23 protein-coding genes are annotated in these 25,222 nt (G+C 71.3%); 8 read left to right on the top strand and 15 right to left on the bottom strand.

The window, feature by feature from the left end; genetic code table 11:
• Positions 1–298 precede the first annotated feature (298 nt).
• From ACQHII_RS37305 to ACQHII_RS37285, 5 genes are all read right to left on the bottom strand, one after another.
• A complete protein-coding gene (locus ACQHII_RS37305; RefSeq protein WP_388106090.1) occupies positions 299–898 on the bottom strand; it encodes a GTP-binding protein in 600 nt (199 codons plus the stop codon).
• Positions 882–1,238: a DUF742 domain-containing protein gene (locus ACQHII_RS37300; protein ID WP_019074894.1), complete on the bottom strand. Its 357-nt coding sequence runs from the start codon at positions 1,236–1,238 to the stop codon at positions 882–884. Before ACQHII_RS37300 ends, ACQHII_RS37305 begins: the two co-directional genes overlap by 17 nt.
• Entirely contained in the window at positions 1,235–1,663 is a 429-nt protein-coding gene (locus ACQHII_RS37295; RefSeq protein WP_019074895.1) for a roadblock/LC7 domain-containing protein, read from the bottom strand. The genes ACQHII_RS37300 and ACQHII_RS37295 overlap by 4 nt, the downstream gene beginning before the upstream one ends.
• The gene (locus ACQHII_RS37290; RefSeq protein WP_427923395.1) at positions 1,660–3,894 is read right to left on the bottom strand and encodes a sensor histidine kinase; all 2,235 of its coding nucleotides are present in this window, start codon (positions 3,892–3,894) and stop codon (positions 1,660–1,662) included. The genes ACQHII_RS37295 and ACQHII_RS37290 overlap by 4 nt, the downstream gene beginning before the upstream one ends.
• A gap of 211 nt (positions 3,895–4,105) precedes the next feature.
• On the bottom strand, positions 4,106–5,320 hold the full coding sequence (locus ACQHII_RS37285) for a DUF5685 family protein (RefSeq protein WP_427923394.1): 1,215 nt from the start codon (positions 5,318–5,320) through the stop codon (positions 4,106–4,108).
• Between the two features lie 299 nt (positions 5,321–5,619).
• On the opposite strand from ACQHII_RS37285, the gene ACQHII_RS37280 reads away from it, so the two are divergent.
• Complete coding sequence (locus tag ACQHII_RS37280) at positions 5,620–6,060, top strand: cell division protein SepF (protein WP_427923393.1); 441 nt, start codon at positions 5,620–5,622, stop codon at positions 6,058–6,060.
• Positions 6,061–6,128: 68 nt separating this feature from the next.
• Here ACQHII_RS37280 and ACQHII_RS37275 read toward each other — a convergent pair whose 3' ends face one another.
• Together ACQHII_RS37275 and ACQHII_RS37270 are read right to left on the bottom strand one after the other, a co-directional pair.
• Positions 6,129–7,325 (bottom strand): acyl-CoA dehydrogenase family protein, encoded by a 1,197-nt coding sequence (locus ACQHII_RS37275; RefSeq protein WP_427923392.1) that lies wholly within the window; start codon positions 7,323–7,325, stop codon positions 6,129–6,131.
• A 171-nt stretch (positions 7,326–7,496) separates the two neighbouring features.
• Positions 7,497–9,098, bottom strand: coding sequence for an MFS transporter (locus tag ACQHII_RS37270; protein ID WP_427923391.1), 1,602 nt, complete (start codon positions 9,096–9,098; stop codon positions 7,497–7,499).
• A gap of 260 nt (positions 9,099–9,358) precedes the next feature.
• Between ACQHII_RS37270 and ACQHII_RS37265 the strand changes: the two genes are divergently transcribed.
• Positions 9,359–10,525, top strand: coding sequence for a mannosyltransferase family protein (locus ACQHII_RS37265; protein WP_427923390.1), 1,167 nt, complete (start codon positions 9,359–9,361; stop codon positions 10,523–10,525).
• Between the two features lie 237 nt (positions 10,526–10,762).
• The gene (locus tag ACQHII_RS37260) at positions 10,763–11,800 is read left to right on the top strand and encodes a phosphatase PAP2 family protein (RefSeq protein WP_427923389.1); all 1,038 of its coding nucleotides are present in this window, start codon (positions 10,763–10,765) and stop codon (positions 11,798–11,800) included.
• 96 nt (positions 11,801–11,896) lie between these two features.
• Here the strand turns inward: ACQHII_RS37260 and ACQHII_RS37255 are convergent, their stop codons facing one another.
• The 4 genes from ACQHII_RS37255 to ACQHII_RS37240 form a co-directional block, all read right to left on the bottom strand.
• The gene (locus ACQHII_RS37255) at positions 11,897–12,112 is read right to left on the bottom strand and encodes an I78 family peptidase inhibitor (protein WP_427923388.1); all 216 of its coding nucleotides are present in this window, start codon (positions 12,110–12,112) and stop codon (positions 11,897–11,899) included.
• Between the two features lie 262 nt (positions 12,113–12,374).
• Positions 12,375–13,376 (bottom strand): helix-turn-helix transcriptional regulator, encoded by a 1,002-nt coding sequence (locus ACQHII_RS37250; protein ID WP_427923387.1) that lies wholly within the window; start codon positions 13,374–13,376, stop codon positions 12,375–12,377.
• A 14-nt stretch (positions 13,377–13,390) separates the two neighbouring features.
• Positions 13,391–14,686, bottom strand: coding sequence for an ABC transporter substrate-binding protein (locus ACQHII_RS37245; protein ID WP_427923386.1), 1,296 nt, complete (start codon positions 14,684–14,686; stop codon positions 13,391–13,393).
• Positions 14,655–15,212: a hypothetical protein gene (locus ACQHII_RS37240; RefSeq protein ID WP_427923385.1), complete on the bottom strand. Its 558-nt coding sequence runs from the start codon at positions 15,210–15,212 to the stop codon at positions 14,655–14,657. Before ACQHII_RS37240 ends, ACQHII_RS37245 begins: the two co-directional genes overlap by 32 nt.
• A gap of 122 nt (positions 15,213–15,334) precedes the next feature.
• On the opposite strand from ACQHII_RS37240, the gene ACQHII_RS37235 reads away from it, so the two are divergent.
• The 3 genes from ACQHII_RS37235 to ACQHII_RS37225 are packed head-to-tail and all read left to right on the top strand — an operon-like array spanning position 15,335 to position 19,130.
• Positions 15,335–15,811, top strand: a complete 477-nt coding sequence (locus ACQHII_RS37235) for a hypothetical protein (RefSeq protein ID WP_427923384.1) — start codon at positions 15,335–15,337, stop codon at positions 15,809–15,811.
• Positions 15,811–18,498: an ABC transporter permease subunit gene (locus tag ACQHII_RS37230; protein ID WP_427923383.1), complete on the top strand. Its 2,688-nt coding sequence runs from the start codon at positions 15,811–15,813 to the stop codon at positions 18,496–18,498. The genes ACQHII_RS37235 and ACQHII_RS37230 overlap by 1 nt, the downstream gene beginning before the upstream one ends.
• A complete protein-coding gene (locus tag ACQHII_RS37225) occupies positions 18,495–19,130 on the top strand; it encodes an ATP-binding cassette domain-containing protein (protein WP_427923382.1) in 636 nt (211 codons plus the stop codon). The genes ACQHII_RS37230 and ACQHII_RS37225 overlap by 4 nt, the downstream gene beginning before the upstream one ends.
• Before the next feature lie 126 nt (positions 19,131–19,256).
• Here the strand turns inward: ACQHII_RS37225 and ACQHII_RS37220 are convergent, their stop codons facing one another.
• The gene (locus ACQHII_RS37220; RefSeq protein WP_427923381.1) at positions 19,257–19,964 is read right to left on the bottom strand and encodes a transglycosylase family protein; all 708 of its coding nucleotides are present in this window, start codon (positions 19,962–19,964) and stop codon (positions 19,257–19,259) included.
• Positions 19,965–20,467: 503 nt separating this feature from the next.
• Here ACQHII_RS37220 and ACQHII_RS37215 point away from each other — a divergent pair.
• Together ACQHII_RS37215 and ACQHII_RS37210 are read left to right on the top strand one after the other, a co-directional pair.
• The gene (locus ACQHII_RS37215; RefSeq protein WP_427923380.1) at positions 20,468–21,256 is read left to right on the top strand and encodes a hypothetical protein; all 789 of its coding nucleotides are present in this window, start codon (positions 20,468–20,470) and stop codon (positions 21,254–21,256) included.
• A 37-nt stretch (positions 21,257–21,293) separates the two neighbouring features.
• A complete protein-coding gene (locus ACQHII_RS37210; protein ID WP_427923379.1) occupies positions 21,294–21,686 on the top strand; it encodes a hypothetical protein in 393 nt (130 codons plus the stop codon).
• 74 nt (positions 21,687–21,760) lie between these two features.
• Here ACQHII_RS37210 and der read toward each other — a convergent pair whose 3' ends face one another.
• From der to cmk, 3 genes are all read right to left on the bottom strand, one after another.
• The gene (der, locus tag ACQHII_RS37205; RefSeq protein ID WP_427923378.1) at positions 21,761–23,242 is read right to left on the bottom strand and encodes a ribosome biogenesis GTPase Der; all 1,482 of its coding nucleotides are present in this window, start codon (positions 23,240–23,242) and stop codon (positions 21,761–21,763) included.
• Positions 23,243–23,325: 83 nt separating this feature from the next.
• A complete protein-coding gene (locus ACQHII_RS37200; protein ID WP_427923377.1) occupies positions 23,326–24,054 on the bottom strand; it encodes a lysophospholipid acyltransferase family protein in 729 nt (242 codons plus the stop codon).
• Positions 24,012–24,707 carry a (d)CMP kinase gene (gene cmk / locus ACQHII_RS37195; protein ID WP_427923376.1) on the bottom strand — a complete coding sequence of 232 codons (696 nt, stop codon included), beginning with the start codon at positions 24,705–24,707 and terminating at the stop codon, positions 24,012–24,014. Before cmk ends, ACQHII_RS37200 begins: the two co-directional genes overlap by 43 nt.
• Between the last annotated feature and the right edge of the window lie 515 nt (positions 24,708–25,222).

The raw sequence follows: 25,222 nt of genomic DNA, 5'->3' as shown, positions 1-25,222 counted from the left end.
GCGCCGTTTCCCCTCACTGTCAAGGACGTCCACACTGTGAGCAGTACGTCTCATCTCGGTTGACGCCCCACCGGATGCCTGTTCCACTTGGTCCATGCATCCGCAGCAGTGGCTGGTCAAGCGCTCCCACATCGACCTCGGTCGAGTGTGGTCCTCCTCCTGTTGAGCTGACCCACTGCGCGTCCCGGTCGCCGGAATCTCCCTCTGACCGTGCGCCTCACGCGATCTCCCGCTCCACCCGTTCCGCCTTCACACGCACCCCTCCCCTCGGGTTCCGTCCGTATCTCCTCCACCCCGCCTACCGGGTCAGCGCGGCCGTACGCCGTCGTGGTGTCGCCCGGACCCCGATCACCCGGTCCATCAGCGCACCGAGCACGTCCCGTACGGAGTCCCGGCTCCGCGCGTCGCACTCCAGCACGGGCACGTCCGGGCTCAGCCCGAGCGCCTCCCGGACCTCCTCCACGTCGAACCGGTCGGCGCCGTCGAAGCGGTTCACGGCGAGGACGAACGGCGCGCCCTGCGACTCGAAGTAGTCGACCGCCGGGAAGCAGTCCTCGATCCGCCGGGTGTCCACAAGGACCACCGTGCCGAGCGCGCCCTCCACCAGGTCGTCCCAGAGGAACGAGAACCGGTCCTGTCCGGGGGTCCCGAACAGATACAGCGTCATCGTCGGATCGAGCGTGATCCGCCCGAAGTCGAGGGCGACGGTCGTGGTGGTCTTCGCCTCGACCCCCACCAACGAGTCGACTCCTACGGAGACTTGGGTCATCGCCGCCTCGGTGTCGAGGGGTTCGATCTCCGAAATGGCCCCGATGAACGTGGTCTTGCCGACCCCGAGGCCGCCGCTGACCACGATCTTCACGGCCAGCGGCACGATCTTGTCAGAGCGCCCGGACATGGTCCCTGATCCTTTCGAGCATCGGGAGCGGCAGCTCCGCGGGTTGCCGGCAGGCGAGTTGCCCGGCGACGACGAGGTCGGAGATCAGCACCTTCGCCACTCCGAGTGGCACACCGACCCGGTGTGCCACCTCGGCGACGGTCGTCGGCCGCTCGCACACCGCGACGATGTGGCGCCGCTCGAAAGCGAGCGACGGATCCGGCACGCCGACGGCGACGACCAGCGTCTCCAGCCGGAGATCGGCCTGGAGGGGCTCGGACCGGCCGCCGGTGATGATGAACGGCCGGACGAACGTCGCGTCCTCGTCAGGTTCTACGTCCCTGGACTGTTCACCGTTCACCGTGGCAACGCCTGCCGCAGATCGGCGATGAGCGTCGGGGTGAGCAGATCACCCGCCCGCTCCGCGAGCACCGCCATCTCGTAGCCGACGAGGCCCAGTTCACCGCTGCTGTCGGCGAGGACACCGAGACAGCTGCCGTCCCGGATCGCGGAGACGAGCAGGAAGCCCCGGCCCATCTCGATCATGATGAGTTTGACCCCGTCGAAGCTGTACCGCTTGGACGCGCTGCGGGCCAGGCTGCTCAACCCCGAGACGATCGCGGCGAGATGGTCGGCCTCGGTCCGTCCGAGCCCGTCCGACACGGCGATCAGCAGCCCGTCGGAGGAGACGGCGACCGCGTCCCGTACGCCGTCGGTGCTCTTGACGAAGTTGGCGAGCAGCCAGTTGAAGGTCTGCGAGTCGTGCTGGGTGTCGACGGCGGTCACTTGGCGGCACCCTCGTTCGTCTCGGCGTTCTGCTGCTTCTCCTTCTCGACGCTGATCCCGCCCCGCATATGGGCGCTGCGCAGGGTGGAGAGCATCCCGGAGACCTGTTCGGGGGTCCGTTCCGGGTTGGGCGGTGCGGCGGGCGTGGTGCGGTCGGTGCGGTCGGTCTCGCTCACCGCCGCCGCGATACCGCTCCGCTGGGGCCGCTTGACCAGGCCGTTGCGGGTGCGCGCGGCGGACGAACCGCCCTTGGCGGCCACCGGGGCGACCGCTGCCGGTTCGGGCTGGGGCTCCATGTCCGTCTCCGCCTTCCTCGGTGCCGGGAGCGAGGGCTTCGCCTCGACCGCCTTCTCCGTCAGCAGCGCCGCGGGGATCAGCACCCGCGCGACCACACCGGCCGCCGGCGCCTCGCCGAGCCGTACCTCGATACCGCACTTGCGGGCCAGTGCGCCGACCACGAAGTGGCCCAGGAACCGGGTGGGTTCGGCCATGAAGCTGGCGGTGCCCGACAGCCGTACGTTGGCCTCGGCGATGGCCTGGTTGTCCATGCCGAAGCCGTGGTCGACGATCGCGACCAGATAGCCGGCGCTGGTGCGCCGTCCCTCGATCTCCACGTCGGAGTCCGGGGGCGAGAAGCTCAGCGCGTTCTCCACCAACTCGGCCAGCAGGTGGGCGATTTCGACGACGACGGAGCCGGTGACGAACGCGGGCTCGATCCGGCGCAGGGTGACCCGGCGGTACTCCTCGACCTCCGAAAGAGCCGCGCGCAGCACGTCGTTGACGGCCAGCGGGGTGGACCAGGGGCGGGGGCTGGACTCCCCGGCGAGCACGAGGAGGCTTTCGGCGTTGCGGCGCATACGGGTGGCCAGGTGGTCGAGTTCGAAGAGGTTGGCGAGGGTCGCCGGGTCGGCGTCCTCGTGCTCCAGCTTGTTGATGAAGCTGATCTGACGGCGCACCAGGTTCTGGTTGCGACGGCCCAGGCTCACCAGCGAGTCGGTGGCGTTGCGCCGCAACACGGCCTGCTCGGTGGCGAGATCGAAGGCGGACCGCTGCACCCGGTCGAACGCCTCGGCCACCTCCCGGACTTCGGCCCCGGCCCTGCCGTTGACGGCCAGCGGAGCGGGCGGCCGCGGCGCCGCACCGGACGAGCCGTCCTGTACGGCGGCCACGGCCTGCGGCAGCCGGCTCCCGGCCACCTCCCGTGCCTGCCGGGCGAGTTCGACCAGCGGCGAGGAGACGGACCGGACGCAGTCGAGGGCCAGCGCACCGAGCGCGGCGACCGTGCCGAGCGCGAGCAGCAGGAACAGCAGCAGGTCGCGCTGGGCCGAACTCTCCAGCTGCGCGGCCCGGTTCTCGACATCGGTGCCGAGGCTGATCTGTACGTCACGCATCCCGTTGATGGTGGAGGTCATCGAGTCCCACCAGGCCATGGGCGGAACGGCGCTCGACTTCAGCTTCCCGCTGCCGTGCACCGCCTTGCTCTCGTACGACAGCGCGCGCTCGGCGTCGGGCGTGGTCAGGGCGGTGTCCAGCCGCCGTACCTGCACGGCGGTGGCCGACCGCGGGAAGGCGTCGAGGGCGGCGAGGCGTCCGGCGCGGATCTCCATGAACCGGCCGTAGTCGTCGCCGCGGAACCTCCCGGCGCGTACCGAGCCGAGCACGATGGCCCGCTCCTCGCCGGTGAACTCCTTGGCGTTGCCGAGGACTTGGAGCGCCTGGTAGGCGTCGCGCAGGGTGCCGTCGTGGACGTCTCCGAGGCCGAGGTCGAGCCGGTCGAGGACGGTGATGGTGGTGGTGAAGTAGTCGAAGGTGTCCTTCACCACGCCGGTGCCGTCGTCGGCGTCCTTGCGGATCCCGGCCAGGCCGTCGAGCCGGCCGAGGGACTCGCGCACGGAACCGGCGGCCGAGTCCTCGCGCCCCTTCAGGGCCACGTCCAGTTGCTCGCGCGCGGCGTCGGTCGCCTTGCGCTGCGCGGGCAGCTTGACGCTGAACTGCTGGACGCCGCCGACGTATCCGGTGGTGAGCCCGCGCTCCTTCTGGAGCTCGTGCACGAGTCCCTGGAGGGTGATCTCCAGACGGGCGTTGTCGGCGGTCGCGGAGGCGTTGCGGTAGGCGGAGATCTGCTCGGTGGCCGCGATGCCGAGCAGAGCGAGCAGGACCGCGAGGGCGAGGACCAGAATCCTCAGCAGCCTGGCGCGGATGCTGGTGGTCGCTTTTGTTGTGACGTCCACTGAAGTGCCTTAAGTGGGTGGCGAGTTGATCAAGAGTCGAACCTGAGGCAGAAATGGTTCTGCTCCCGCCCAACGACCCTCACGGCACACCGGTCACCGGATCATGTTTTTGTTTTACCGCGCCGAAACACGGGCCTCCCGGCTTCGCAGGTCGGCAATACCCCGCGAGACGGTCGTATACAACGGTGGTGACTACGCGTCACCGTCACGCTCAGCAGTCACAGCACGAGAGACATTCACAGCACTCGCAGCATTCACAGGCGTCGCAGCAGTCGCAGTCGCAGCTGGAGCAGCATCCCTCGCGCCGCTGCCGCGACCACGGCCCCTCGAACTCGTCGGCGCAGCACACCTTGCAGGTGCAGCACAGCCCGAGCGCGGCGGCACACCCGGCCCAGAAGCCGCGTCCGCCGGGCCGCGGGGGCTCACCGCCGAAGGGGTTGCCGCCGTGGGGATTCCCGCCGTAGGGATTGCCGTCGTGGCGCGGATCGCCCGGCAGGTAGGGCGTCTGCGGCGGCCCGAAGGCGGCCTCCGGTACATGTCCGCAGGACTGTGTCCCGAAGGCCCGGTCCACCGAGCGCCCGAGTTCGTGCGCGAGCAGCAGATGCGCCAACTTGCCGTCCGTGAAGGACGTCTCCCGCAGCGCGAGCCGTATCCCGTGCAGCGCGTCGTCGGCCAGTCGCCGGGCCTCGGTGAGCGGGGTGCCGGTCGCGGTGAGCGGGTTCCAGGCGCCCGACGCCGCGTCGGACTCCCGGTCCTCCACGGCGTCCAGGAGATGCGCGAGGCGACCGAAGAGGCGCCCGATCTCGGCGAGCGGTACGGCGTTGCCGGGCCGTCCGGCCAGGACGGCGGTGTGGGCGAAGGCGGCCGCGGTGGCCGTCTCGGTCGGTTCGGTGACGGTCAGGATCGGTGTGCCGGGCCCGGCGAGCGCCTCGATGCCGAACTGCCGCTCCACGGCGTCGACGAGGACACCGGCGTCGAACCCGACGTCGGAACCGGTCCGCGCCCCGGCCCGCCCCCAGCTCCCGGCGACCCGCCGCGCGGCCAGCGCCACCGGCCTGCGGGCCAGCAGCCCGTCCCCGTCGGCGACATGGTCACGCACCTTGGCGGAGGCAAGCACCAGCGAGACGGCCGCCGCGAGGCGCGCCCCCTCGCCCTGTGCGACGGACGCGGTCCGCATCCCGCGCAACGGGCACGGCCCGGCCGTACGCCGCCGGCCACCGCCCTCGACCTGAGCCTCCGTCAGGACCGAGAGCAGCAGCCCGTCGTAGTTGGTGACCACCCGCGCGAGCTGCCCGTGGTCTCCGCGCAGCGCGAGGCACAACCCGCACAAGTGCGCCATCCACTGGGCCTTGAGGCTCTCTCCGAGCCGATGACTGCAGGGCCTGACCATTCCGAACACGACGATCCCCCGTGGCGTGTACGACATCTGACGTGGCGTTCGCTACGACACCCGGAGGTGCGTTGAGCAGCCGCAGCGTATCGACCACTCCGTTCACCCGTACGCACCAGCCGTCACCCGGACGCCGGGAAGAATCATATTTCACTCTCAGTCAGCAGCCATATGCGGCAACACCCTTGATACACGGGGGCCCTCGACGTATTGGCTGTGCACCAGTAGCGTCACAAACCCCCCGCGCGGCGTCTATCCACTTGGCGCGCGATCCGCATCATGGATGACCATAGGGATGCGGATAGCAATAAAGACCGCTGTGAGAGGAGGCGTCCATGGGATCGGTACGCAAGGCGAGTGCCTGGCTTGGGCTCGTTGACGACAACGATGACGAGCGCTACTACGACGACGACTACTCCGAAGGGACCGAGCAGCCCGGGGATGCCTGGGTGACGGACCCGCGAGTGAAGGTGGCCACGGACGTGGCCGAGGTGAAGGGCCGGCGCATCGGCACGGTCACCCCGGACAGCTTCCGGGACGCCCGCGCCATCGGTGAGCTGTTCCGGGAAGGGGTTCCGGTGATCGTGAACCTCACGGCGATGGAGGCGACCGACGCCAAGCGCGTGGTCGACTTCGCGGCCGGCCTGACCTTCGGCCTGCGCGGCACGATCGAGCGGGTCGCCAACCGTGTCTTCCTGCTGACCCCCGCCAACACCGAGATCGTCAGCGGCGACCCGGTCGCGCGCCGCGAGGACGGTTTCTTCAACCAGAGCTGAGGCAGGGCCGCTTACCGGCCCTGCCTCCCGCAGGGTTGATCAACGTCGATCAGGGTCCTCGGGTCTTCCTACCGGAAGGCGTCGAGTCCGGTGAGCGCCTTGCCCAGCACGAGCTGGTGCATCTCGACGGTGCCCTCGTACGTGAGCACCGACTCCAGGTTCGTCGCGTGCCGCATCACCGGGTACTCCAGCGAGATCCCGTTGGCACCGAGGATCGTCCGTGCCGTACGGCAGATCTCGATGGCCTCCCGTACGTTGTTGAGCTTGCCGAAGCTGACCTGCTCGGGACGCAGGCGCCCGGCGTCCATGCGCCGCCCCAGGTGATGGGCGAGCAGAATCCCCTTGTGCAGTTCGACCGCCATGTCGGCGAGCTTGGCCTGGGTGAGCTGGAAGCCGCCGATGGGCCGCCCGAACTGCTCCCGGGTCTTCGCGTATTCGACGGCGGACTCGAAGGAAGCGCGCGCCGCGCCCATCGCACCCCACACGATTCCGTAACGAGCGTGCGACAGACAGCTCAGCGGCCCCTTCAGTCCCACGACCTCGGGCAGCACCGCATCGGCGGGCAATCGCACATCATCGAGAACGAGTTCACTGGTGACGGACGCGCGCAGTGACCACTTGTGCTTGATCTCCGGCGCGGAGAATCCGGAGACATCGGTGGGCACGACGAACCCCCGGATCCCGTCGTCGGTCTGCGCCCACACGACGGCGACACCGGCCACGGACCCGTTGGTGATCCACATCTTCCGCCCGTTGAGCACCCAGTCGCCGCCGTCGCGCTTGGCGTACGTCCGCATCGCGCCCGGGTCGGAGCCGTGGTCGGGCTCGGTCAGCCCGAAGCAGCCGATGACCTCACCGGAGGCCATCCGCGGCAGCCACGCCTGCTTCTGCTCCTCGCTGCCGAAGCGGTGCATGGCGTACATGGCGAGGGACCCCTGCACGGACACGAGCGACCGGATCCCGGAGTCGGCCGCCTCCAACTCCAGGCAGGCGAGCCCGTATTGGACGGCGGAGGCACCGGCGCACCCGTACCCGTCGAGCGACATCCCGAGCGCCCCGATCCCGCCCAACTCCCGCGCGAGCTCCCGGATCCCGGGCAACTCCCCCTTCTCGTACCACTCGGCGACGTACGGCAGCACCTTGTCGGCGGCCCACGCGCGAACGGTGTCGCGGATCGCCAGGTCCTCGGGGTCGAGCAGGTCGTCGATGCCGAGAGGGTCGGCGGGGTCGAAGGGGGGCAACTTCGAGGACGAGGACGCAGCCATGCAGAGCCTCCGAAATCTAGGAAAACTACCACTGCTAGTTACGATAGCGCGGAGGGTGTCGGCCGACGCGAACGGGCAGCCGCCGACGGCGCGGAACCCCCACGGGAAACGTCCACTCGCGTCCACTCTTCAAGTGCCCGCCACGGGTGGTGCGCGGGTGGGAGAAGGTTTTCAGGCGGAGACGCGGGGCTGTGTGACTTCGCGAGGCGCGGGCACCTTGGCCAAAGGCGCCTCGCACTGCATGACTCGCGGCAGGCGCAACGCCATCACCGCGCCCAGCAGCAGCAGGCCCGCGCTGACGAGGAGCGTGACGTGCAGCCCGTGCACGAAGGCGTGCCGGGCCGCGTCGCGCAGGGCGGCGCCACGGACCCCACCGAGGCGCGACGCGACGTCGTACGCCTCACCCAGTGAATGGCCCGCCGAGGCCGACGCCGAGGTCGGCACCCCGGGCACGGACCGCAGCCCGGGCGCGTACGCCGCGTTCATGACGCTGCCGAGGAGCGCGATGCCGATACCGGCGCCGAGTTGGTAGGAGGTCTCGCCGATCGCCGCCGCGCCGCCCGCCTGGGCCGGCGGTGCCTCGCTGAGCATCGACTCGTACGCCCCGAAGAGCGTCATCTCCAGGCCGAACCCGAGCAGCAGGAACCCGAAGAGCAGCAGCCCGGTGTTGTCCCGGCCGCCCATCATGGTGAGCGTCAGGACCGAGAACGCGGTCAGGCAGAAGCCGAAGCACACCATCCGGCGCGGGCCGAAACGCCGGAGCATCCGCGCCCCGAACAGCCCGGCCGCCATCGCCGCGAACGTCAGCGGCAGCAGTCGTAGACCCGTCTGGAGGGGCGAGAGGCCCAGGACCAGTTGCAGGTACTGGGCGGCGATCAGTTCAAGGCCCACCAGGGCCAGCATCGCCAGCACGATGCAGCCGACGGAGGTGCTGAACGCCGGCCTGCGGAACATGCCCAGGTCCACCAGCGGATGCGTACGGCGCCGTTGCCGTCGTACGAAGAGAACCATCAGCACCGCGCCCACGAGCAGCGGGGCCACGGTCCAGGCGCTCTCGACCGGCTCCCCGCCGCCGAGCCGTTTCACGCCCAGGACGACTCCGAAGAGGCCGCCGGCGGCCATCAGGGCGCCGACGACGTCCCACGGGCCGTCGCGGTCGCCGCGGGACTCGGGGAGCAGGAGGCGGCCGATCGGCAGGCTGATCAGCATCAGGGGGATGTTGACCAGGAAGACCGAGCCCCACCAGAAGTGTTCGAGGAGGAAACCGCCGAGCAGCGGGCCCACCGCCGCGCCGACCGCCGCGACCGCGCTCCACACGCCGATCGCCACCGCGCGCTCGCGCCGGTCGGGAAAGACCTGGCGGAGGATCGACAGCGTGGCCGGCATGATCATCGCGCCGCCGACGCCGAGCAGCGCCCGCGCGAGGATCAGGACCTGGGCGGAGTGGGCGCAGGCGGCCAGGCCGGAGGCGATGCCGAAGAGGCCGTAGCCGAGGAGCAGGACGCGCCTGCGGCCCACGCGGTCGCCGAGCGTGCCGAAGAGGATGAGGAGCGAGGCGCAGACCAGCGGATAGACGTCGACGATCCAGAGCAGCTCTATCGCGCCGGGTTTGAGGTCCTCGGTGACGGCGGGCACCGCGACATGGAGCACGGTGGCGTCGAGCGCGACGAGGAGCAGGCTCACGCAGAGGACGACCAGGACGACCCAGCGGTTGGCACCGGCCCCGGCCGCCCGACGCCGCAGCGCTGCGGCGGCCGTGGTCGTCCCGGACATGTACTACCTCCCAGATGTTCCCTCGCGTTCGGCGGGGCTCACGGGGTGGGGACTCCCCATGACTACGGCCGGAGAGGAGCGGTGTCTCCGACCCGCGCAACGAAGGCGAGTGAGCCGTCAGCGTACGCGAGTTCACGCCAATGCCACGTGGCGGACCTCTCACACTCCCCGGACAACACGTGTGGCGTACACCACTCCCCCTCCTGTGGACCACGCCCCGCCGGGCCTGCCGGTTCCCCGCGCCCTCGATAATCGAGCCCGTGACCGATCTTGAAGCACCCCTGCGCCGGGCGGCCCCGGCCCTCCTCGGGTACGCCGCCGTCCGCGCCCTGGGTCTGGTGGTGCTCGCGGTGTGGAGCGCGGCGCGCGGCAAGAGCGCCCACACCTTGCTGACCGCGCGGTGGGACGCCCTCTGGTACACCCGGGTCGCCGACCTCGGTTACGGCTACGAGGTGCGGCTCCCGAACGGCGACGTCCACTCGAACCTCGCCTTCTTCCCGCTGCTGCCCTGGCTGGAAAGGTTCCTGCACACGATCTCCCCACTGTCGTTCGCCGACGGAGGGCTCGTGGTGAGCCTGCTCGCGTCCCTCGCGGCGGCCTGGGGGATCTTCGCGGTCGCGGAGCATGTCCACGGCCGTAGGGCCGCCGTGTGTGCCGTGCTGCTGTGGGCCGTGCTCCCCGTGGGGATCGTGCAGTCGATGGCGTACAGCGAGTCGCTGTTCACGGCGCTCGCCGCCTGGTCGCTGTACGCCGTGTTGACCGGCCGCTGGCTGACGGCGGGCACCCTGGCGCTGCTGGCGGGGCTGACCCGGCCCGTGGGGCTCGCGGTGGTCGCCGCGGTGTGGGTCGCCGGCGTCACCTCGTTCATGGCCCCTTCGGTGACTTCTTTCGTGCGGGACCGCAGCACGGCGCCCGCGCCCGGCGCACGGAACTGGCGGTGCGCCCTCGGTATGGCGCTCGCGCCCCTGGGCGCCGCCGGGTACGTCCTGTGGGTCGGCCACCGCACCGGCAAGGGTCCGCTGGGCTATCTCGACGTGCAGGCGGGCTGGCGCAACGGTTTCGACGGGGGCGCCGCCTTCGCCCGTTTCGTCGGCGAGAAGTTCACCTCGTTCCCGTCCGCCCTGGCCGGGGTCGGACTGATCGTCGGGGTCGGGCTGGTGCTGTGGCTGTACGTCGTGGGCGTCCGGCAGGGGCAGCCGCTGCCGCTCCTGGTGTTCACCGGGGTCGTCACCGCGCTCGCGCTGTGCGCGTCGAGCTACTTCGGCTCGAAACCGCGCCTGCTGATGCCCGCGTTCCCCTTGTTGTTCCCCCTCGCGCTCGCCCTGGCGCGCTTGCGTATCTCCAGGTCAGCGTGGGTGGTGGGCGGTGTCGCGGTGGCATCGGCCGTGTACGGGGCGTTCTGGCTGAACGGCACCGGTCCGCCATGATCCGCTCCGGCGACCGGTGAGCGTCCGGCTAATTTCACCCCAGCGTTTGGTGAACTAATTCATAAGTGCCATAAAACTCGGGCCCAGCATGATCAAAGGAATTGAAGGACGGAGCCGTCGGGGATTGCGGAATCCTCGGAAATAAACCTGTCCCTGAGAGCTTTCCCACATCACATCGTCATCACAAAGCCGCTGATTCGACGGGCATCCACACTCACTCGCTGTAACGTCGATTGGGTGCGTACCGAACGAAACCTCACCCGTCTGGACCGGGTGTTCGCGAGGCTGGACCGGGAACCGGAACGGCCGGCCAACATCGATGTGCCGAAGATGAGCCGGCACAGGGTCGTGCTGTTCGCGGCGACCCTGGCCTTCTATCTGGCGATCGTGTGGCTTGTCGTGACCACCTCCTGGCTGGTCCGGTTCGACTGGCAGGTCATGTTCTTCCGGCCGTACCAGCAATGGGCCGGCATCCACTGGTTCGTCGACTACTACGTGGTGCTGGGCCAGCGCGGCCCCACCGCGGTGATGGTCGCGGCCTGGCTGGGCTGGCGCTCGTGGCGGCAGCACACGCTCCGTCCGCTGCTGACCCTGGGCACCCTGCTGCTGCTCCTGAACATCACGGTCGGCGCCGCCAAGCTCGGCATGGGCCGCCTCGGCCCGCACTACGCCACCGTCATCGGCTCGAACGAGATGGGCCTCGGCGGCGATATATTCCCCAGCGGCCACACCGCCAACGCGGTCGTGACCTGGGGGATTCTGGCGTATCTGGCCTCGACACCGAGAGCCCGCCGCTGGCTGTCCGCCGCGTCCGCCGTGACCTCGCTCGGCGTCGGTCTCGCCACGGTCTACCTCGGTACGCACTGGCTGAGCGACGTCCTGCTCGGCTGGGCCGCCGGTCTGCTGGTGCTGCTCGCCCTCCCGTGGTGCGAGCCGCTGATCGCGCTGGCCGAGACCCGCATCTTCGACTACCGCGACCGCTGGCGCGCCCGCCGCGGCGGTACGGCACCCGCCCCGGTGCCTACGTCCCCGGTCACCGCGCCCGTGCTGCTCAAGCCGCGCGCCTCCGCCTCGGGCGACGAGGTCCCGGCGGCCCGCGAGACGGTCACCGCGAGCCGTTCGGCGCGTCCGCCCGCCCATCTCGCTCCGAGCCCGCACACGACCCGCTCGGAGCGCACCCCGGTCACCCCGATCGGCAGCCGCCGCCCGCCCCATCCGGACCGGGTGGCACGTGGCACCGCCTCGGCGACGGCCCGTCCGGCTGCGGGCGGCTGACCCCACCGAACCGCGGGGCCGGTACGCACAACCCATCCCCGCACGACGAAGGCCCCGGTTCCTCCTGCGGAACCGGGGCCTTCGTGACGTGCGCGTTCAGCCCTTCCAGGCGCGCGCCACCGTGCCGTCCTTGACCTCGAAGTTGAGCCGGCCCTCGCGGTACTCCATGGTGATGATCGCCCCCGGCGGCAGCGACCGCACGGTCGACCACCCCCGTTCCCGCGCGAGCCGTTCGGCCTCGGGCGCGTCGAGGCCGACGTAGGTGTTGGGGCTGTCCTGGGGCTTGGCCGGTGGAGTCGGAATGGGTGCCATGCCCGCCACGCTAGCCCTTCTCCCGCTCTCCATGACCCTCTCCGGTCACACTTCTGTCACAGGATCAGGACGTGTGTTTTGTTCCGGCCGGCTCACACGTATGAGCGGTTCCGTACGCCTTACGCGGGCATTCGAACGTAATTCCCGCCCGTCGGTCCGGCCCGTCGAATAGCCCGGCGGAAAGTTCCGCGAGAACCGGCCGGGCGCCCCATTCCATTCGGATTCCGTGCCGTACGGCGGGAGCTGACGCCGCATAAGAGTTTCACCGTTCCGGCACAGAATCGCCGTGCGGGCCCCGGCCGTCCCGCTCCAGCGCACGGGACAGCCGGTCCCGCGCGGTCCTGATCGCCCCGGTCAGCTCCGGAGGTTCCAGGACCTCGAACTCGAAGCCCATCATCACCACATGGATCACCATCACATCGAGGTTCGGCGCCCCGGTCCGCAGCAGACAGGCGTCCGGCCCGTCCGCCTCCAGCGTCCCGGCGGACGGTGAGATCCGCTCGGCGGCCCGCTCCAGGGGCACGAGCAGCCGGACGACGGCCTGCGAGGCGTACGCGCGCGTGGAGACCCCTTTCGAGACGTACGCGGCGAGGTCCTCGGCCGGCGGCTCGCGCGGGGTGAAGCGCGGCCCGTGCGGCGGCCTGGGCGTGACGCGGTCGACGCGGAAGGTGCGCCAGTCCTCGCGGTCCAGGTCCCAGGCGACCAGGTACCAGCGGCGCTCGGTGCACACCAGGCGGTGCGGTTCGACGGTACGGCGGGTGGGGGCTCCGTCGTGGCTCTCGTAGTCGAAGCGCAGCCGCTCGGCGTCCCGGCACAGGGCGGCCAGCTCGGTCAGTACGGCCGGGTCCACGGCGGACGGCAGGGTGTTGCGCAGCATCGGCACGGTGAACGCGTTGAGGGCGCCGACCCGGCGGCGCAGCCGGTTCGGCAGGACCTGTTCCAGCTTGGTGAGGGCGCGTACGGAGGTCTCGCCGATGCCCTCGATGCCCTGCCCGGCGGCGGTGCGCAGGCCGACCGCCACGGCGACCGCCTCGTCGTCGTCCAGGAGCAGCGGCGGCAACTCGGCGCCCGCGCCCAGCTGGTAGCCGCCGCCCGTGCCGGGGCTGGCGTTGACGGGGTAGCCCAGCTCGCGCAACCGGTCGACGTCCCGGCGCACGGTGCGCGGGGTGACCCCGAGCCGGTCGGCCAGATCTGCGCCGGACCATTCGCGGTGGGCCTGGAGCAGCGAGAGCAGCCGCAGGAGTCGTGCCGAGGTCTCCAACATGGTCGAAGTCTGTATCAAGGGCTGTACGGGAGTTGGGGCACCTCGAAGCACGTGCTGTTCATGTCCCCTTGCGGGACCCATCCCTTGCCGTCCTGCCACCGCGCGACCGACAGACACGTCCTGCGCGTCTTCGGCGGTTCCGCCAGCCGCTCGAAGGAGACGGGAACCAGCAGGCCGTCGGCGGTGTAGTGCTCGCTCCGGTTCATGAAGCCGTCGACGCACGCGCGCGTGACACCCGTTTTCGCGCATGCCTTCGCCGCGTCCGTGAACCACATCGCCGCCGCCCAGCCCTCCAACTGCCACTGGGAATGCGTCTTCAGCCCCTCGGTGGCGTCCCGGAACTCCCGTACGGCCGGCTGCGACACGTCGTCGAAGTCACGGCTGGACCCGGTCGCCCACAGGGCGTTGCGGCAGCGCGGAGAGTTTTTGTAGTCCTCCGGGACGGTGGATGTCCAGTTCTGTACGTTCGTCACCTTGGCGACGACGTTCGCGCCGACCTGGTCCATCGCCGCGCACAACTGGGCGTTCCCGTGCGTGTCGAGGGCGTCGAAGACGAGGTCGGCGCCCTGCTGCTTCAGATCGGCCGCCGCCGCGCGGAAGTTGGGCAGCGCGAAGTCCACCTGCTCGGGGACGACCTTGTAGCCCTCGGCCTTCAGCCCCTGTTCGACGAGCCGGGCGTAGGCGGCGGACGCGGCCTGGTTGTACGACACGACGGCTGCGGTACGGGCGCCCTGCTCGCGCTTGAAGTAGCGGTAGACCTCCGTGCCGCCGTACAGCTTCCCGCCCCAGCCGGGGGTGCCCGCGCGGGGCGCGAGGCTGCCGTAGATGCCGTAGAGGTGCGGCCAGGTGTCGTAGGCGGCGCCGATGGGCTGGCCGCCGACGTCGGGCACGCGCGCGTGGGAGACGCGGGAGGCGCCCGCGTAGTCGAGGGCGGTGGTGGCGACCAGGGCGACGACCTTGTCCTCGTCGACCAGTTGGTGCACGCACTCGTTGTCGCCGACCCCGCTGCCGCCGTCGTCGCACAGGCGCACCTCGACCCGGCGCCCGGCGATGCCCCCGCGCGCGTTGAGGCGGTCGAAGTACGCCTGGGCGCCGTCGCGGGGGCCGGTGAAGGTGTCGCCGCCGACCGGGCTGGTCGCGCTGGTGATGATGCCGACCCGGATCGGCGTGCCGGTGCTCGGCGCGGGCGTCCGGGTGTCGCCGTGCTCGAAGTCGCTCTCCGGGAGACGGCTGCCGCAGGCCGTGCCCACCAGGAGCAGCAGCACCGCGGCAGCGGCCTCAGCAGCCCGACCCGGGCGACGACGAGGCATCGCCGCTCAACGCCACCAGCGCGCACAGGGTGTTGACTGACACCTTCCAGGTGCCGCCCTGTTCGACGGAGGTCCCGGAGGCGTCCGGCAGAGCGGTGGCGCCGTTGAGGGTCAGCGTGTAGGTCACGGTCGCCTTGTCCGCCTTGGTGAACACGACCTTGGTGACCTCCGCCTGGACCTGCCCGCCGCGTTTGTCGCCGTTGAAGGCCTTCAGGACGGAGCCCATCTTGTCGCCGTTCTCCAGGACTGCCTGTTTGTCCGCGGTGGAGCTGGCAGGGTCGAAGAACTTCTTCCAGTTGGCCTTGATCTGGGCGGTGGCGGCGACCGGGTCGGCGGGCGCGGTGGCCGGTGCGCTCGTCGTCCGCTCGACGGACGGGGTGGGTGGCGGCTCGCTGCTCCCTCCCCCGCTGTCGTCGCTACAGGCCGCCAGGGCGGGGCCGAGCGCGAGCATCAGGGCGGCGGCCGTGACTGCCGTGCCCCGCGCGCGCCTTGTGTTCCTTCGCCTGAGATCGCTCCCGAGAACCATCTGGCTCACCGCCGGGTGTCGGTCCGGGCCGTGCGCGCCCGGTGTTTTCAGGTCGGGTGTCAGAAGGCATAGTGCAAGCCATTGGCCGGCATGGACAGACACATGACATGTGGGAGCCGTAAATGCGGACAGCCCGACTGCGGACCGTGCGTCCCGTCCTGTGGGCCGGCTGGGCCGCGCTCGCCGCGGGTGCGGTGCTGTGCGTGCTCGGCTGGTACGGCGTCTCCGGCGAGCGCTACGCCGAACGGCAGCTCCCCTACCTGGCCTCCTGCACGATCCCCGGCGCCGCGCTGATCGTCGCCGGCGCGATCCTGCTCACCCATGGCCGCGGCGCCCTCGCCACCGCGCGCGTGGAGGAGCTGTACGCCCTTCTCGTGGCCTCCGAACCCGACGACGCCGAGGAGTCCGCGGAGGCCGCCGCCGCGCCCCTGGCGGTCAGCGGAGACCTGTTGATGGTGCCGGGCGGCACGTTGTGGCACCGCGCGGACTGCCCGTTGGTCGCCGGGAAGGCGGAGGCGGTGCCGGTGGACTCGAAGCTGGTGGCGAACGGCGAGTTGAGCCCCTGCCCGATCTGCGAGCCCGCCGAAGCCGACGACTGATGTCCTCGCTGACCTACGACCTCACCCTCGCCGGACTGTCCGTCGGCAGCGCCGCCGCACTCACCGGGATCGGCCTGATCGTGACGTACCGGGCGACCGGCGTCCTCAACTTCGCGCACGGCGCGGTCGCGATGGTGTGCGCGTACGCGCTGCGGCAGTGCGTGGTGGGGTGGGGCTGGCCGCTGTGGCTGGGTGCGGTGGTGACGCTGTTGTTCCTCGCACCGGGTGTCGGGGTCGCGCTGGAACGGTTCGTCTTCCGGCCGCTGTCGGTCCTCGGCGGCGATCCGGCGCAGACCGTGGTCGCGTCGATCGGCGTGTTCGTGCTGCTGGTCGGCGGGGCGGCGCTGGTGTGGGGACAGGGGGCGCGGGACGACGCGCCGGAGCTGGTGTCGGCCGATCCCTGGGGGCAGTTGGCGGTGGTGCTCGTACTCGCGACGGGTGTGGGGACGGTGATCCGCTGGACGCGTTTCGGGCGGGAGCTGCGGGCCGTGGTCGACGACCGCCGACTCGCGGTGCTGGCCGGGGTGGACGCGGACCGGGTCGCGGCGGCGGGCTGGGCGTTCGGGTCCTTCACGGCGGGGCTTACGGGCGTGCTCCTCGCCCCCTACGTACGCCTGGACCCGTACGGCCTGCCCCTGCTCGTCATGGAGGTGGTGGCGGTCGCGGTGGCCGCCCGGATGCGGAGCCTGCCGGTCGCCGTGGTCGTGGCGCTGGGGATCGGGGTCGGGCAGAGCCAGTTGACGCGGGTCCATCTGTCCGGCTGGGGTGGGCAGTTGGTGCAGGCGGTGGGCGCGAACCTGTTCGTGGTCGCGCTGTTGGTCGCGGCGCTGGTGCTACCGGGTGTCGGTGCGAGGGACGCCCTCCCCCGTACGGCTTCCGCGCGCGTCGCGACGCCTCCCGGCGCCTGGATCGTGGCCGGGGTGCTGTTCCTGCTCCCCCTCGGCTTCGCGGGCTCGGACCTGCACACCTCGGTCCAGGTCCCGGCGCTGGGCGTGGTGTTGCTGTCCCTGGTGGTGGTCACCGGGCGCGGCGGCCAACTCTCGCTCGGGCAAGCGGCGTACGCGGGCCTGGGCGCCCTGTTCACGGCGCTGCTGGCGGCGGGCCGCTTCCCGGGCCTGCCACGCCTCCCGGAACTGGCCGCGCTCGCGGTCGCCGTCCTCCTGGTCGCCCCCTTGGGCCTGCTCACCGGCTGGCCCGCGATCGGCCGCCACGGGCTGTCCCTGGCCCTCGCGACCTTCGCGGTCGGCGTCGGGGTCAGCCGCTTCGTCTTCGCCCAGCCGTACGCCACGGCGGGCCTGTCACTGGACCGCCCGTCCGGCTTCGACGGGGACCGCGCGTACTACGTCCTCGAACTCGCCCTCCTGACCTGCGCGTTGCTGGCCACCCACGCCCTGCGCCGGGGTCGCACGGGCCGCGCCCTCGCCGCGATGCGCGACCACGAGGCGGGCGCGTCGGCGGCGGGCGTCCAGGTCCCCTCCTTGAAACTCCTGGCCTTCGTCACGGGCGCCGCCCTGGCCGCCCTCGGCGGCGGCCTGCTCGGCATGGGCCTCCGCGCCTTCGACCCTTCGGCCTACGACCCCGTCCGCGGCCTCCTCTGGTTCGCCGCGGTGGTCGTCCTGGGCGCCGACAGCCCGCTGGGCGCCCTGACGGCCGCGGCCCTCCTGGTGGGCCTCGACGCGGGCGCGCGCGGCGGAGTGGCGGCGGCACTGATCGGGGTACTGGCGGTGTGCGTTGGGCGGTTCCCCGGGGGGCCGTACGAGGCGCTACGGGCAGGAGCCGAGCGGCTGCGCCCCCAACGTCGGGCGCGGCTCACGCCGTTGGGGGTGCGGGTGCGGCGGAGGTTGCGGAAGGTGGGCGGGCCGGTACGAACAGGGTCAACGGCTGCTGCGCGCACGAGCGTTGCGGGCCCGGCGGAGGCCTACGCCGGGCGGACGCACGTTCTTGAGTCCACGCACCGGCCCAAGCGGACACCCTCTCCCCAGCCCGCCCCACCCCTCCTCACCGCCCATGCCCTGTACGCGAGTTACGGCGGCTTCACCGCCCTCGACGGCGTCGATCTCGTCGTGCGGGCGGGGCAGGTGACCGCTGTCGTCGGGCCCAACGGGGCTGGAAAAAGTACTCTGTTCCACTGTCTGGCCGGGACCGTGCGGCCCGTGCGTGGACGGGTCCGGTTCAGCGGACGGGATGTCACTCGGCTTCCCGCGCACGCCCGGACGCGGCTCGGGGTCGCCCGGACTTTTCAACAGCTGGCCGTCTTCCCCTCGTTGAGCGTCGCCGAGAACGTGCGGGTGGGTGCCGAGCAGGGGCGGGTCGAGGAACCGGGGGCCGTGGAGCGGGCGTTGCGGCTCTTCGGGCTCGACGGGGAGTTGCGGTCGCTGCCCGCCGCCGGGCTGCCGACCGGGACGCTGCGCCGGGTCGAGCTGGCGCGGGCGTTCGCCGGAAGTCCGCGCGTGCTGCTGCTCGACGAGCCCGCCGCCGGGCTCGACACCGCCGAAGTGGCCGCGCTGACCCTGGTGTTGCGGGCGCTGGCCGCCGAGGGCACCGCGCTGCTCGTCGTGGAGCACGACCTCGATCTGGTCGCCGACCTCGCGGACGTGGTGCATGTGCTGACGGCGGGGCGCGTCGTCGCCTCCGGGCCGCCGGACCGTGTCCTCGACACGCCCAGCGCCTGGGAGAGCCCCGCATGACCATCTCCCTGCGCCACGCGCGCGTGCGCTACGGCCCCCTGGAAGCCCTGCACGGCGTCACCCTCGCCGCCCCGGCCCACGGCCTCACCGTCCTGCTCGGGCGCAACGGCTCCGGCCGTACGACCGTGCTGCGCGCCCTCGCCGGTACGGTCGCGCTGTCGGGCGGCGCGGTGGTGTGGGACGGCGCCGATGTGACCCGTGTGCCGGCCTACGAACGGGCCCGCCAGGGGCTGTGTCTGGTGCCGGAGCGGCGGGCCGTGTTCGGGTCCCTCACCGTCCACGAGAACCTCGAACTCACGGCACGGGACTACTCCGTGGCCCTCGACGCGTACCCGCAGCTGGGCCCACTGCTCCCCCGCCGGGCCGGCACCCTCTCCGGGGGCGAGCAGCGCATGCTGGCCCTGTCCCGCGCCCTGCTGGCACGCGCGCGCGTGGTGCTCGTCGACGAGCCCGCTCAGGGCATGTCACCGGCGGTTGCGGACCGCACGTACGAACTGCTGGGCGGGCTGGACGCGTGCGTGGTCGTCGCCGAGCAGCGGCTCCCGCCGGTGCTGCGCGGCCGGGCCGCCCTCGTGTACGAACTGCGGCGCGGCGCGGTCGTGTTCGGCGGCGAGGCGGCCGAACTGGCGTAACGGGCACGCCCCCGCCCGGTCGGAGGACCGGGCGGGGGCGGCGCGGGAGCGATTCGGCCAGGAGACCGAGTCGAACCAGTGGCCGGGTCGGCCCAAGGATCGAGCCGGCCAGGCGGCCGAGTCGGCTCAGAGGTCGAGCTGCTGGCCCGGCACGATCAGATCGGGGTCGCCGCCGATGACGGCCTTGTTGGCGGCGTAGATCTTCCGCCAGGTGGTCCCGTGCTCGGCCGCGATGCCGCTGAGGGTGTCGCCCTTGCGGACCGTGTAGTCGCCGCGGGACGTGCCGCGCGAGACGTCGTTCGTGCCGCGGTCCGGCGTCTTCGAAGGGGCGGCCTTCTTGGTCGACTTGACCGTCGACTCGGTGGACGACTTCGTCTTCTTCGTCGTCTTCGGCTTGGTGGACTTCTTGGTCACCGTGCCCGAGGAGGCCGCGGGTGCGCTGCCGCTCGCTCCGGCCCTGACCGAGCAGACCGGCCAGGCGCCCCAGCCCTGGGCGTGCTGGACCTTGGTGGCCACGGCGATCTGCGCGGACCGCGAGGCCTGGTCGGCGGTGGCCGCGTAGGCCGAGCCGCCGTAGGCGCGCCAGGTGCCGGCGGAGAACTGGAGTCCTCCGTAGTAGCCGTTGCCGGTGTTGATGTGCCAGTTGCCGCCGCTCTCGCACTGGGCGATGCGGTCCCACACCCCGCTGTCGGCCGCCGCGGCGTTGCCGGTGGCCGCGAGCACGCCCAGGGGGGCGAGCAGGGCCGCTCCGGCGAGGACCGCCGTCGTCCGTGCCTGACCCTTGCGGTGGGTCTCAGGCGTGTTGTCGCGAGTGGTATCGGCACATTCGGACATGTAGTTCCCTCTCCAACAACTCGGGGTCCCCAAGGCGGTTCGCGGCTCCCACGCATCGACGTGGTCCTCGCGCTCCTCCCCGTCCGCCGGAGGTGGTGCGGCTTGCTGGCTTGTTCGGCCGGCGGACGTGTCCCGAGCGGTGCTCGTTGCACACGGCGGAGGAATGTACGGAGGTGGACGAGCCGATGTCGACCAACTGCCCGTCGCCGCAGGCCAGTTGACTGTTACCGCGGGTATCGGCATTTTTCGGCCACCCACTACATTCGCTGATTTCACGATTTTTCGACCAGTTGCCGACAAACGCTGTGACTCGGTTCACGCAACCAACTCCCTTGACCTTTCAAAGAGTTGACAGGGAGTGTCCGATTCCGTACCAGCCGTGACCGTCCGCGTCGGTCGGTTCGATTCGGTCCGCTCCGGAGCGTGACTCCCGCCACAGATCCTCCGTTGTCTTCTTCATGAGCCCGGGACCCACCGGGCACCGCATTCCGAGGGAGCCACCCGTGCCGCGCATGCTCGACGTCAGCGACGACGTACGCGCCGAGATCGGCGACGAAGAAGCCGACCGGCTGCTCGCCGGAGACAACGCCCCGGGCAGTTACGACTGCACGTCGTGCCGCACCCAGGGCGACTCCGACCAGGAGCGCACCAGCACCGTCCTGTTCATCGGCGACGAGACCGCCGTCCTCGCCTTCGCCCACGCCACCTGCCTGCCCTCCCAGATCGTCCAGGTCACCGAGGAGCAGTTGCAGGGCGCCGTCCGCTCCATCAGCGGCAACGCGCACGCCCCGGCCGGCGAACCGGAGAAGGCCGTACCCGAGCAGGCCGTGCTCGGTGTGACCAGCGGACTCGTCCTGATCTCGGGGGAGTTGCACCCCGCCCTGGTGGTCGAGCCGACCGCGGCCATCGTGCGGCCCGGCTCGACCGGCGCCGGCGACGACTTCCTGCCGCTGCTGATCGAGCAGGGCTTCATGCCGCTCAGCGAGATCACCACCGTGCCGCCGGTGCTGCACGGCTGGTCGGTGCTGCTCGCCGCGGGCCAGCTGCACGCGGTCCTCCAGCCGAGCTCCAACGGCGGTTCCCCGGTGGCCTGGTGGCAGGCGCACCAGCCGCTCCAGGTCACCGACAGCTGGCGGGCCGCCGCCAACAAGCACCAGCAGGTACTGATGTTCGCGGCGCCGGTGGGGTCCATCGGCCGCCAGCCCCGTGAGGACCTGCTGCGCAGCGCGCTCGACAAGGCGGCAGCAGGCGGCAAGCTGGTCGGCTCCGCGCTCCCGCTCGCGGGCACCTGAGCCGCATCCCTTCAGATCACCCGTCGTTTGGACATACGTGCACACCTACGACGTTCCCCGCAGCCGGCCCTACCAGCCGATCCCGTCCTCGCGATCGGACCGGGACAGCCCCGGAGGCCCATCGGCCACGCCGATCTACGACCGGCTCTACTCGGAGTGGGTCAAGACCTTCCGCTCGCTGCCGGGCGACCGCAGCGGCGAGGAGGAGCTGGGCTTCACGGCCTTCGGGCACAGCCCGCACAGCACGGGCTCGTTCGGCGGCTCCTTCGGCGGGAGTTCGTACAGCGCGTACAGCGCGGGGGCCTACAGCGCCCGGCAGCAGTCGCAGTGGCAGCGCGTCGGGCAGCTCGGTCACGTCGGCCAGCAGCACGGCCACACCGGGATGCACCACATCCCGGCCCTGCCGCCCGGCCCGCGCCGGGGCATCTGACGCGGCACGCACACGAGGAGGGCGGCCCCTGTTCCCACAAGGGCCGCCCTCCTCGTCGTACAACTGCCTTACGGCTACTTCTTCTTGTTGCCGCGCTTCTCGCGGACCCGCACCGAGATGTGGATCGGGGTGCCCTCGAAGCTGAACTCCTCGCGCAGCCGGCGTTCGATGAAGCGGCGGTAGCCCGCCTCGATGAAGCCGGAGGCGAAGAGCACGAAGCGCGGGGGCTTGGTGCCGGCCTGGGTGCCGAAGAGGATGCGGGGCTGCTTGCCGCCGCGGACCGGGTGCGGGTGGGCGGCGACCAGTTCGCCGAGGAAGGCGTTCAGGCGGCCCGTGGGGACGCGGGTCTCCCAGCCGGCGAGAGCGGTCTCGATGCCCGGGACCAGCTTCTCCATGTGGCGGCCGGTGCGCGCCGAGATGTTCACCCGGGGCGCCCACGCGACCTGGGCGAGCTCGGTCTCGATCTCGCGCTCCAGGTAGTAGCGGCGCTCCTCGTCGAGGGTGTCCCACTTGTTGAAGGCGAGGACGATCGCGCGGCCCGCCTCGACGGCCATGGTGACGATGCGCTGGTCCTGCACCGAGATGGTCTCGGAGGCGTCGATCAGGATGACCGCCACCTCCGCCTTCTCGACGGCGGCGGCGGTGCGCAGCGAGGCGTAGTAGTCGGCGCCCTGCTGGAGGTGGACCCGCTTGCGGATACCCGCGGTGTCGACGAACTTCCAGGTGACACCGCCGAGTTCGATGAGCTCGTCGACCGGGTCGCGGGTGGTGCCCGCGATCTCGTTGACGACGACACGCTCCTCGCCCGCGACCTTGTTCAGCAGCGAGGACTTCCCGACGTTCGGGCGGCCGATGAGCGCGATCCGGCGGGGGCCGCCGACGCCGGGACCGCCGAAGGTCTGCTCGGGCGCCTCGGGCAGCGCCTCCAGAACCGCGTCCAGCATGTCGCCGGTGCCGCGGCCGTGCAGCGCGGAGACGGGGTGCGGCTCGCCGAGGCCCAGGGACCACAGGTAGGCCGCGTCGGACTCGCCGCTGAGGCCGTCGACCTTGTTGGCGGCCAGCACGACGGGCTTGCCGGCCTTGCGCAGCAGTCGTACGACCGCCTCGTCCGTGTCGGTGGCGCCGACCTTGGCGTCGACGACGAAGACGACCGCGTCGGCGGCCTCGATCGCGTACTCGGCCTGGGCGGCCACGGAGGCGTCGATGCCGAGGACGTCCTGCTCCCAGCCGCCGGTGTCGACGACCTTGAAGCGGCGGCCCGCCCACTCGGCCTCGTAGGTCACCCGGTCGCGGGTGACGCCCGGCTTGTCCTCCACGACGGCCTCGCGCCGCCCGATGATGCGGTTGACGAGCGTCGACTTGCCGACGTTCGGCCGGCCGACGACGGCGAGCACGGGCAGCGGCCCGTGACCGGCCTCCTCGATGGCACCCTCGACGTCCTCGATGTCGAAGCCCTCTACGGCGGCGAGCTCCATGAACTCCGCGTACTCGGCGTCGCCGAGCGCCCCGTGCTCGTGCTCCTCGCCGGAGCCGTCGGGCTGGATCTGGTCGTTCATGAAGTCCGTACCTCGTTCATCGTGGTGATCGGTGGAGCCCCCCGGATTTCGGGTGATCCACTACTCAAGTACTCAAGTGTCTCTTAGCGCCCGGTGAGGCGCCTGGCATCGTCCAGGTGGGCGGCGAGCTGCTTCTGGATCCGCTCGGTCGCCTCGTCCAGTGCCTTGCGCGTACGGCGGCCGGAGCCGTCGCCCGCGTCGAACGGGTCGCCGAAGACGACGTCGACGCGGGAGCGCAGCGGAGGCAGCGCCTTTATGAGCCGCCCGCTCTTCTCGGCGGTGCCCAGTACGGCCACCGGCACGATCGGGGCGCCGCTGCGGACCGCGAAGTAGGCGAGCCCCGCGCGCAGCGAGGCGAAGTCGCCCTCGCCGCGGGTGCCCTCGGGGAAGATCCCGAGGACGCCGCCGGCCGCCAGGACGTCCAGCGCCCCGGTGATCGCCGTGCGGTCGGCGACCGAACGGTCCACCTTCAGCTGGCCGATGCGCAGCAGGAAGGGGTCCAGCGGGCCGACGAAGGCTTCCTTCTTGATCAGGAAGTGCGTCGGCCGGGGTGCCACGCCCATGACCATGGGGCCGTCGACGCCGTGGGAGTGGTTGACGGCGAGGATCACCGGACCGGCGGCGGGCACCTTCCAGGAACCCAGCACGCGCGGCTTCCACAGCCCGTACATCAGGCCGACGCCGATGCGCCGACCCACCTCGGCTCCCCGCTCCGATGCAACGGTTTGAGCTGTTGAACCTGTTGGACCTGTTGAAGCTTTTGGAGCTGTCACTTGGCGGCCCGCTTCTCCCCGACCAGGGTGACCACGCACTCGATGACCTGCTGGAGCGTGAGGTCGGAGGTGTCCACCTCGACCGCGTCGTCCGCCTTCGCGAGCGGCGAGGTCTTGCGCGAGGAATCGGCCGCGTCCCGCTTGAGCAGCGCCTCGCGGGTGGCCTGGACGTCGGCGCCCTTCAGCTCACCGCTGCGGCGGGCGGCCCGCGCCTCCGGGGAGGCGGTGAGGAAGATCTTCAGGTCGGCGTCGGGCAGCACGGTCGTACCGATGTCCCGCCCTTCCACCACGATCCCGTGCTCCGCGTCGGCGGCCAGCGACCGCTGCAACTCGGTGATCCGGGCCCGCACCTCGGGCACCGCGCTGACCGCGCTGACCTTGGAGGTGACCTCCTGGGTGCGGATCGGGCCGGCCACGTCCACGCCGTCGACGCTGATCGTCGGGTTCGCCGGGTCGGTGCCCGAGACGATCTCCGCCTTGCCCGCCGCGTCGGCGATCGCGATGGGGTCGGTGAGGTCGATCCCGTTGTTCACCATCCACCAGGTGATCGCCCGGTACTGGGCGCCGGTGTCCAGATAGCTCAGCCCGAGCTGCGCGGCCACGGCCTTCGACGTGCTCGACTTGCCCGTGCCGGAGGGGCCGTCGATGGCGACAATCACTGCCTGGGCGGTCCGGGCGGCGCCGTTTTCCACGGGAGGACACCTTCCTGGTGAAGGGTGGTGGGCGAGGTGAGGACGCGAGTGCGCCCCGCACAAGGTTACTGGGTGCGCGTCACTCGTCCGGCCGCGCCTTGTCGACACCGGTCCGGCATGACCAACCCGTCCGGAGCCCGGCCGACGCGGGCCGCCAATCCCCAGCCCGTCCAGCACCTCTCCGACACGGGCCCGCACATCCGGCCCGCCCCGGCGCCTTACAACGCAAGCTCGCGCATCCGGCCCGTCCAGCACCTCTCCAACCCAAGCCCGCACATCCGGCCCGCCCCGCGCCTTGCCAACCCAGGCCGCCAATCCCCAGCCCGCCCGGCACATCTCCTACGCAAGCCCGCACATCCGGCCCGCCCGGCACCTCTCCAACCCAGGCCCGCACATCCGGCCCGTCCCGCGCCTTGCCAACCCAGGCCGCCAATCCTCAGCCCGCCCGGCGCCTTTCAACGCAGGCCCGCGAAATCAGCCCGTCCGGCGTTTGAGGACGAGGCCCCTTCAGGGCC

This window comes from Streptomyces sp. cg40, assembly GCF_050320165.1.
GTDB lineage: Bacteria > Actinomycetota > Actinomycetes > Streptomycetales > Streptomycetaceae > Streptomyces > Streptomyces hokutonensis.
Note: the sequence above shows the minus strand (reverse complement) of the source record. Positions and strands in the feature narration are given on the sequence as shown.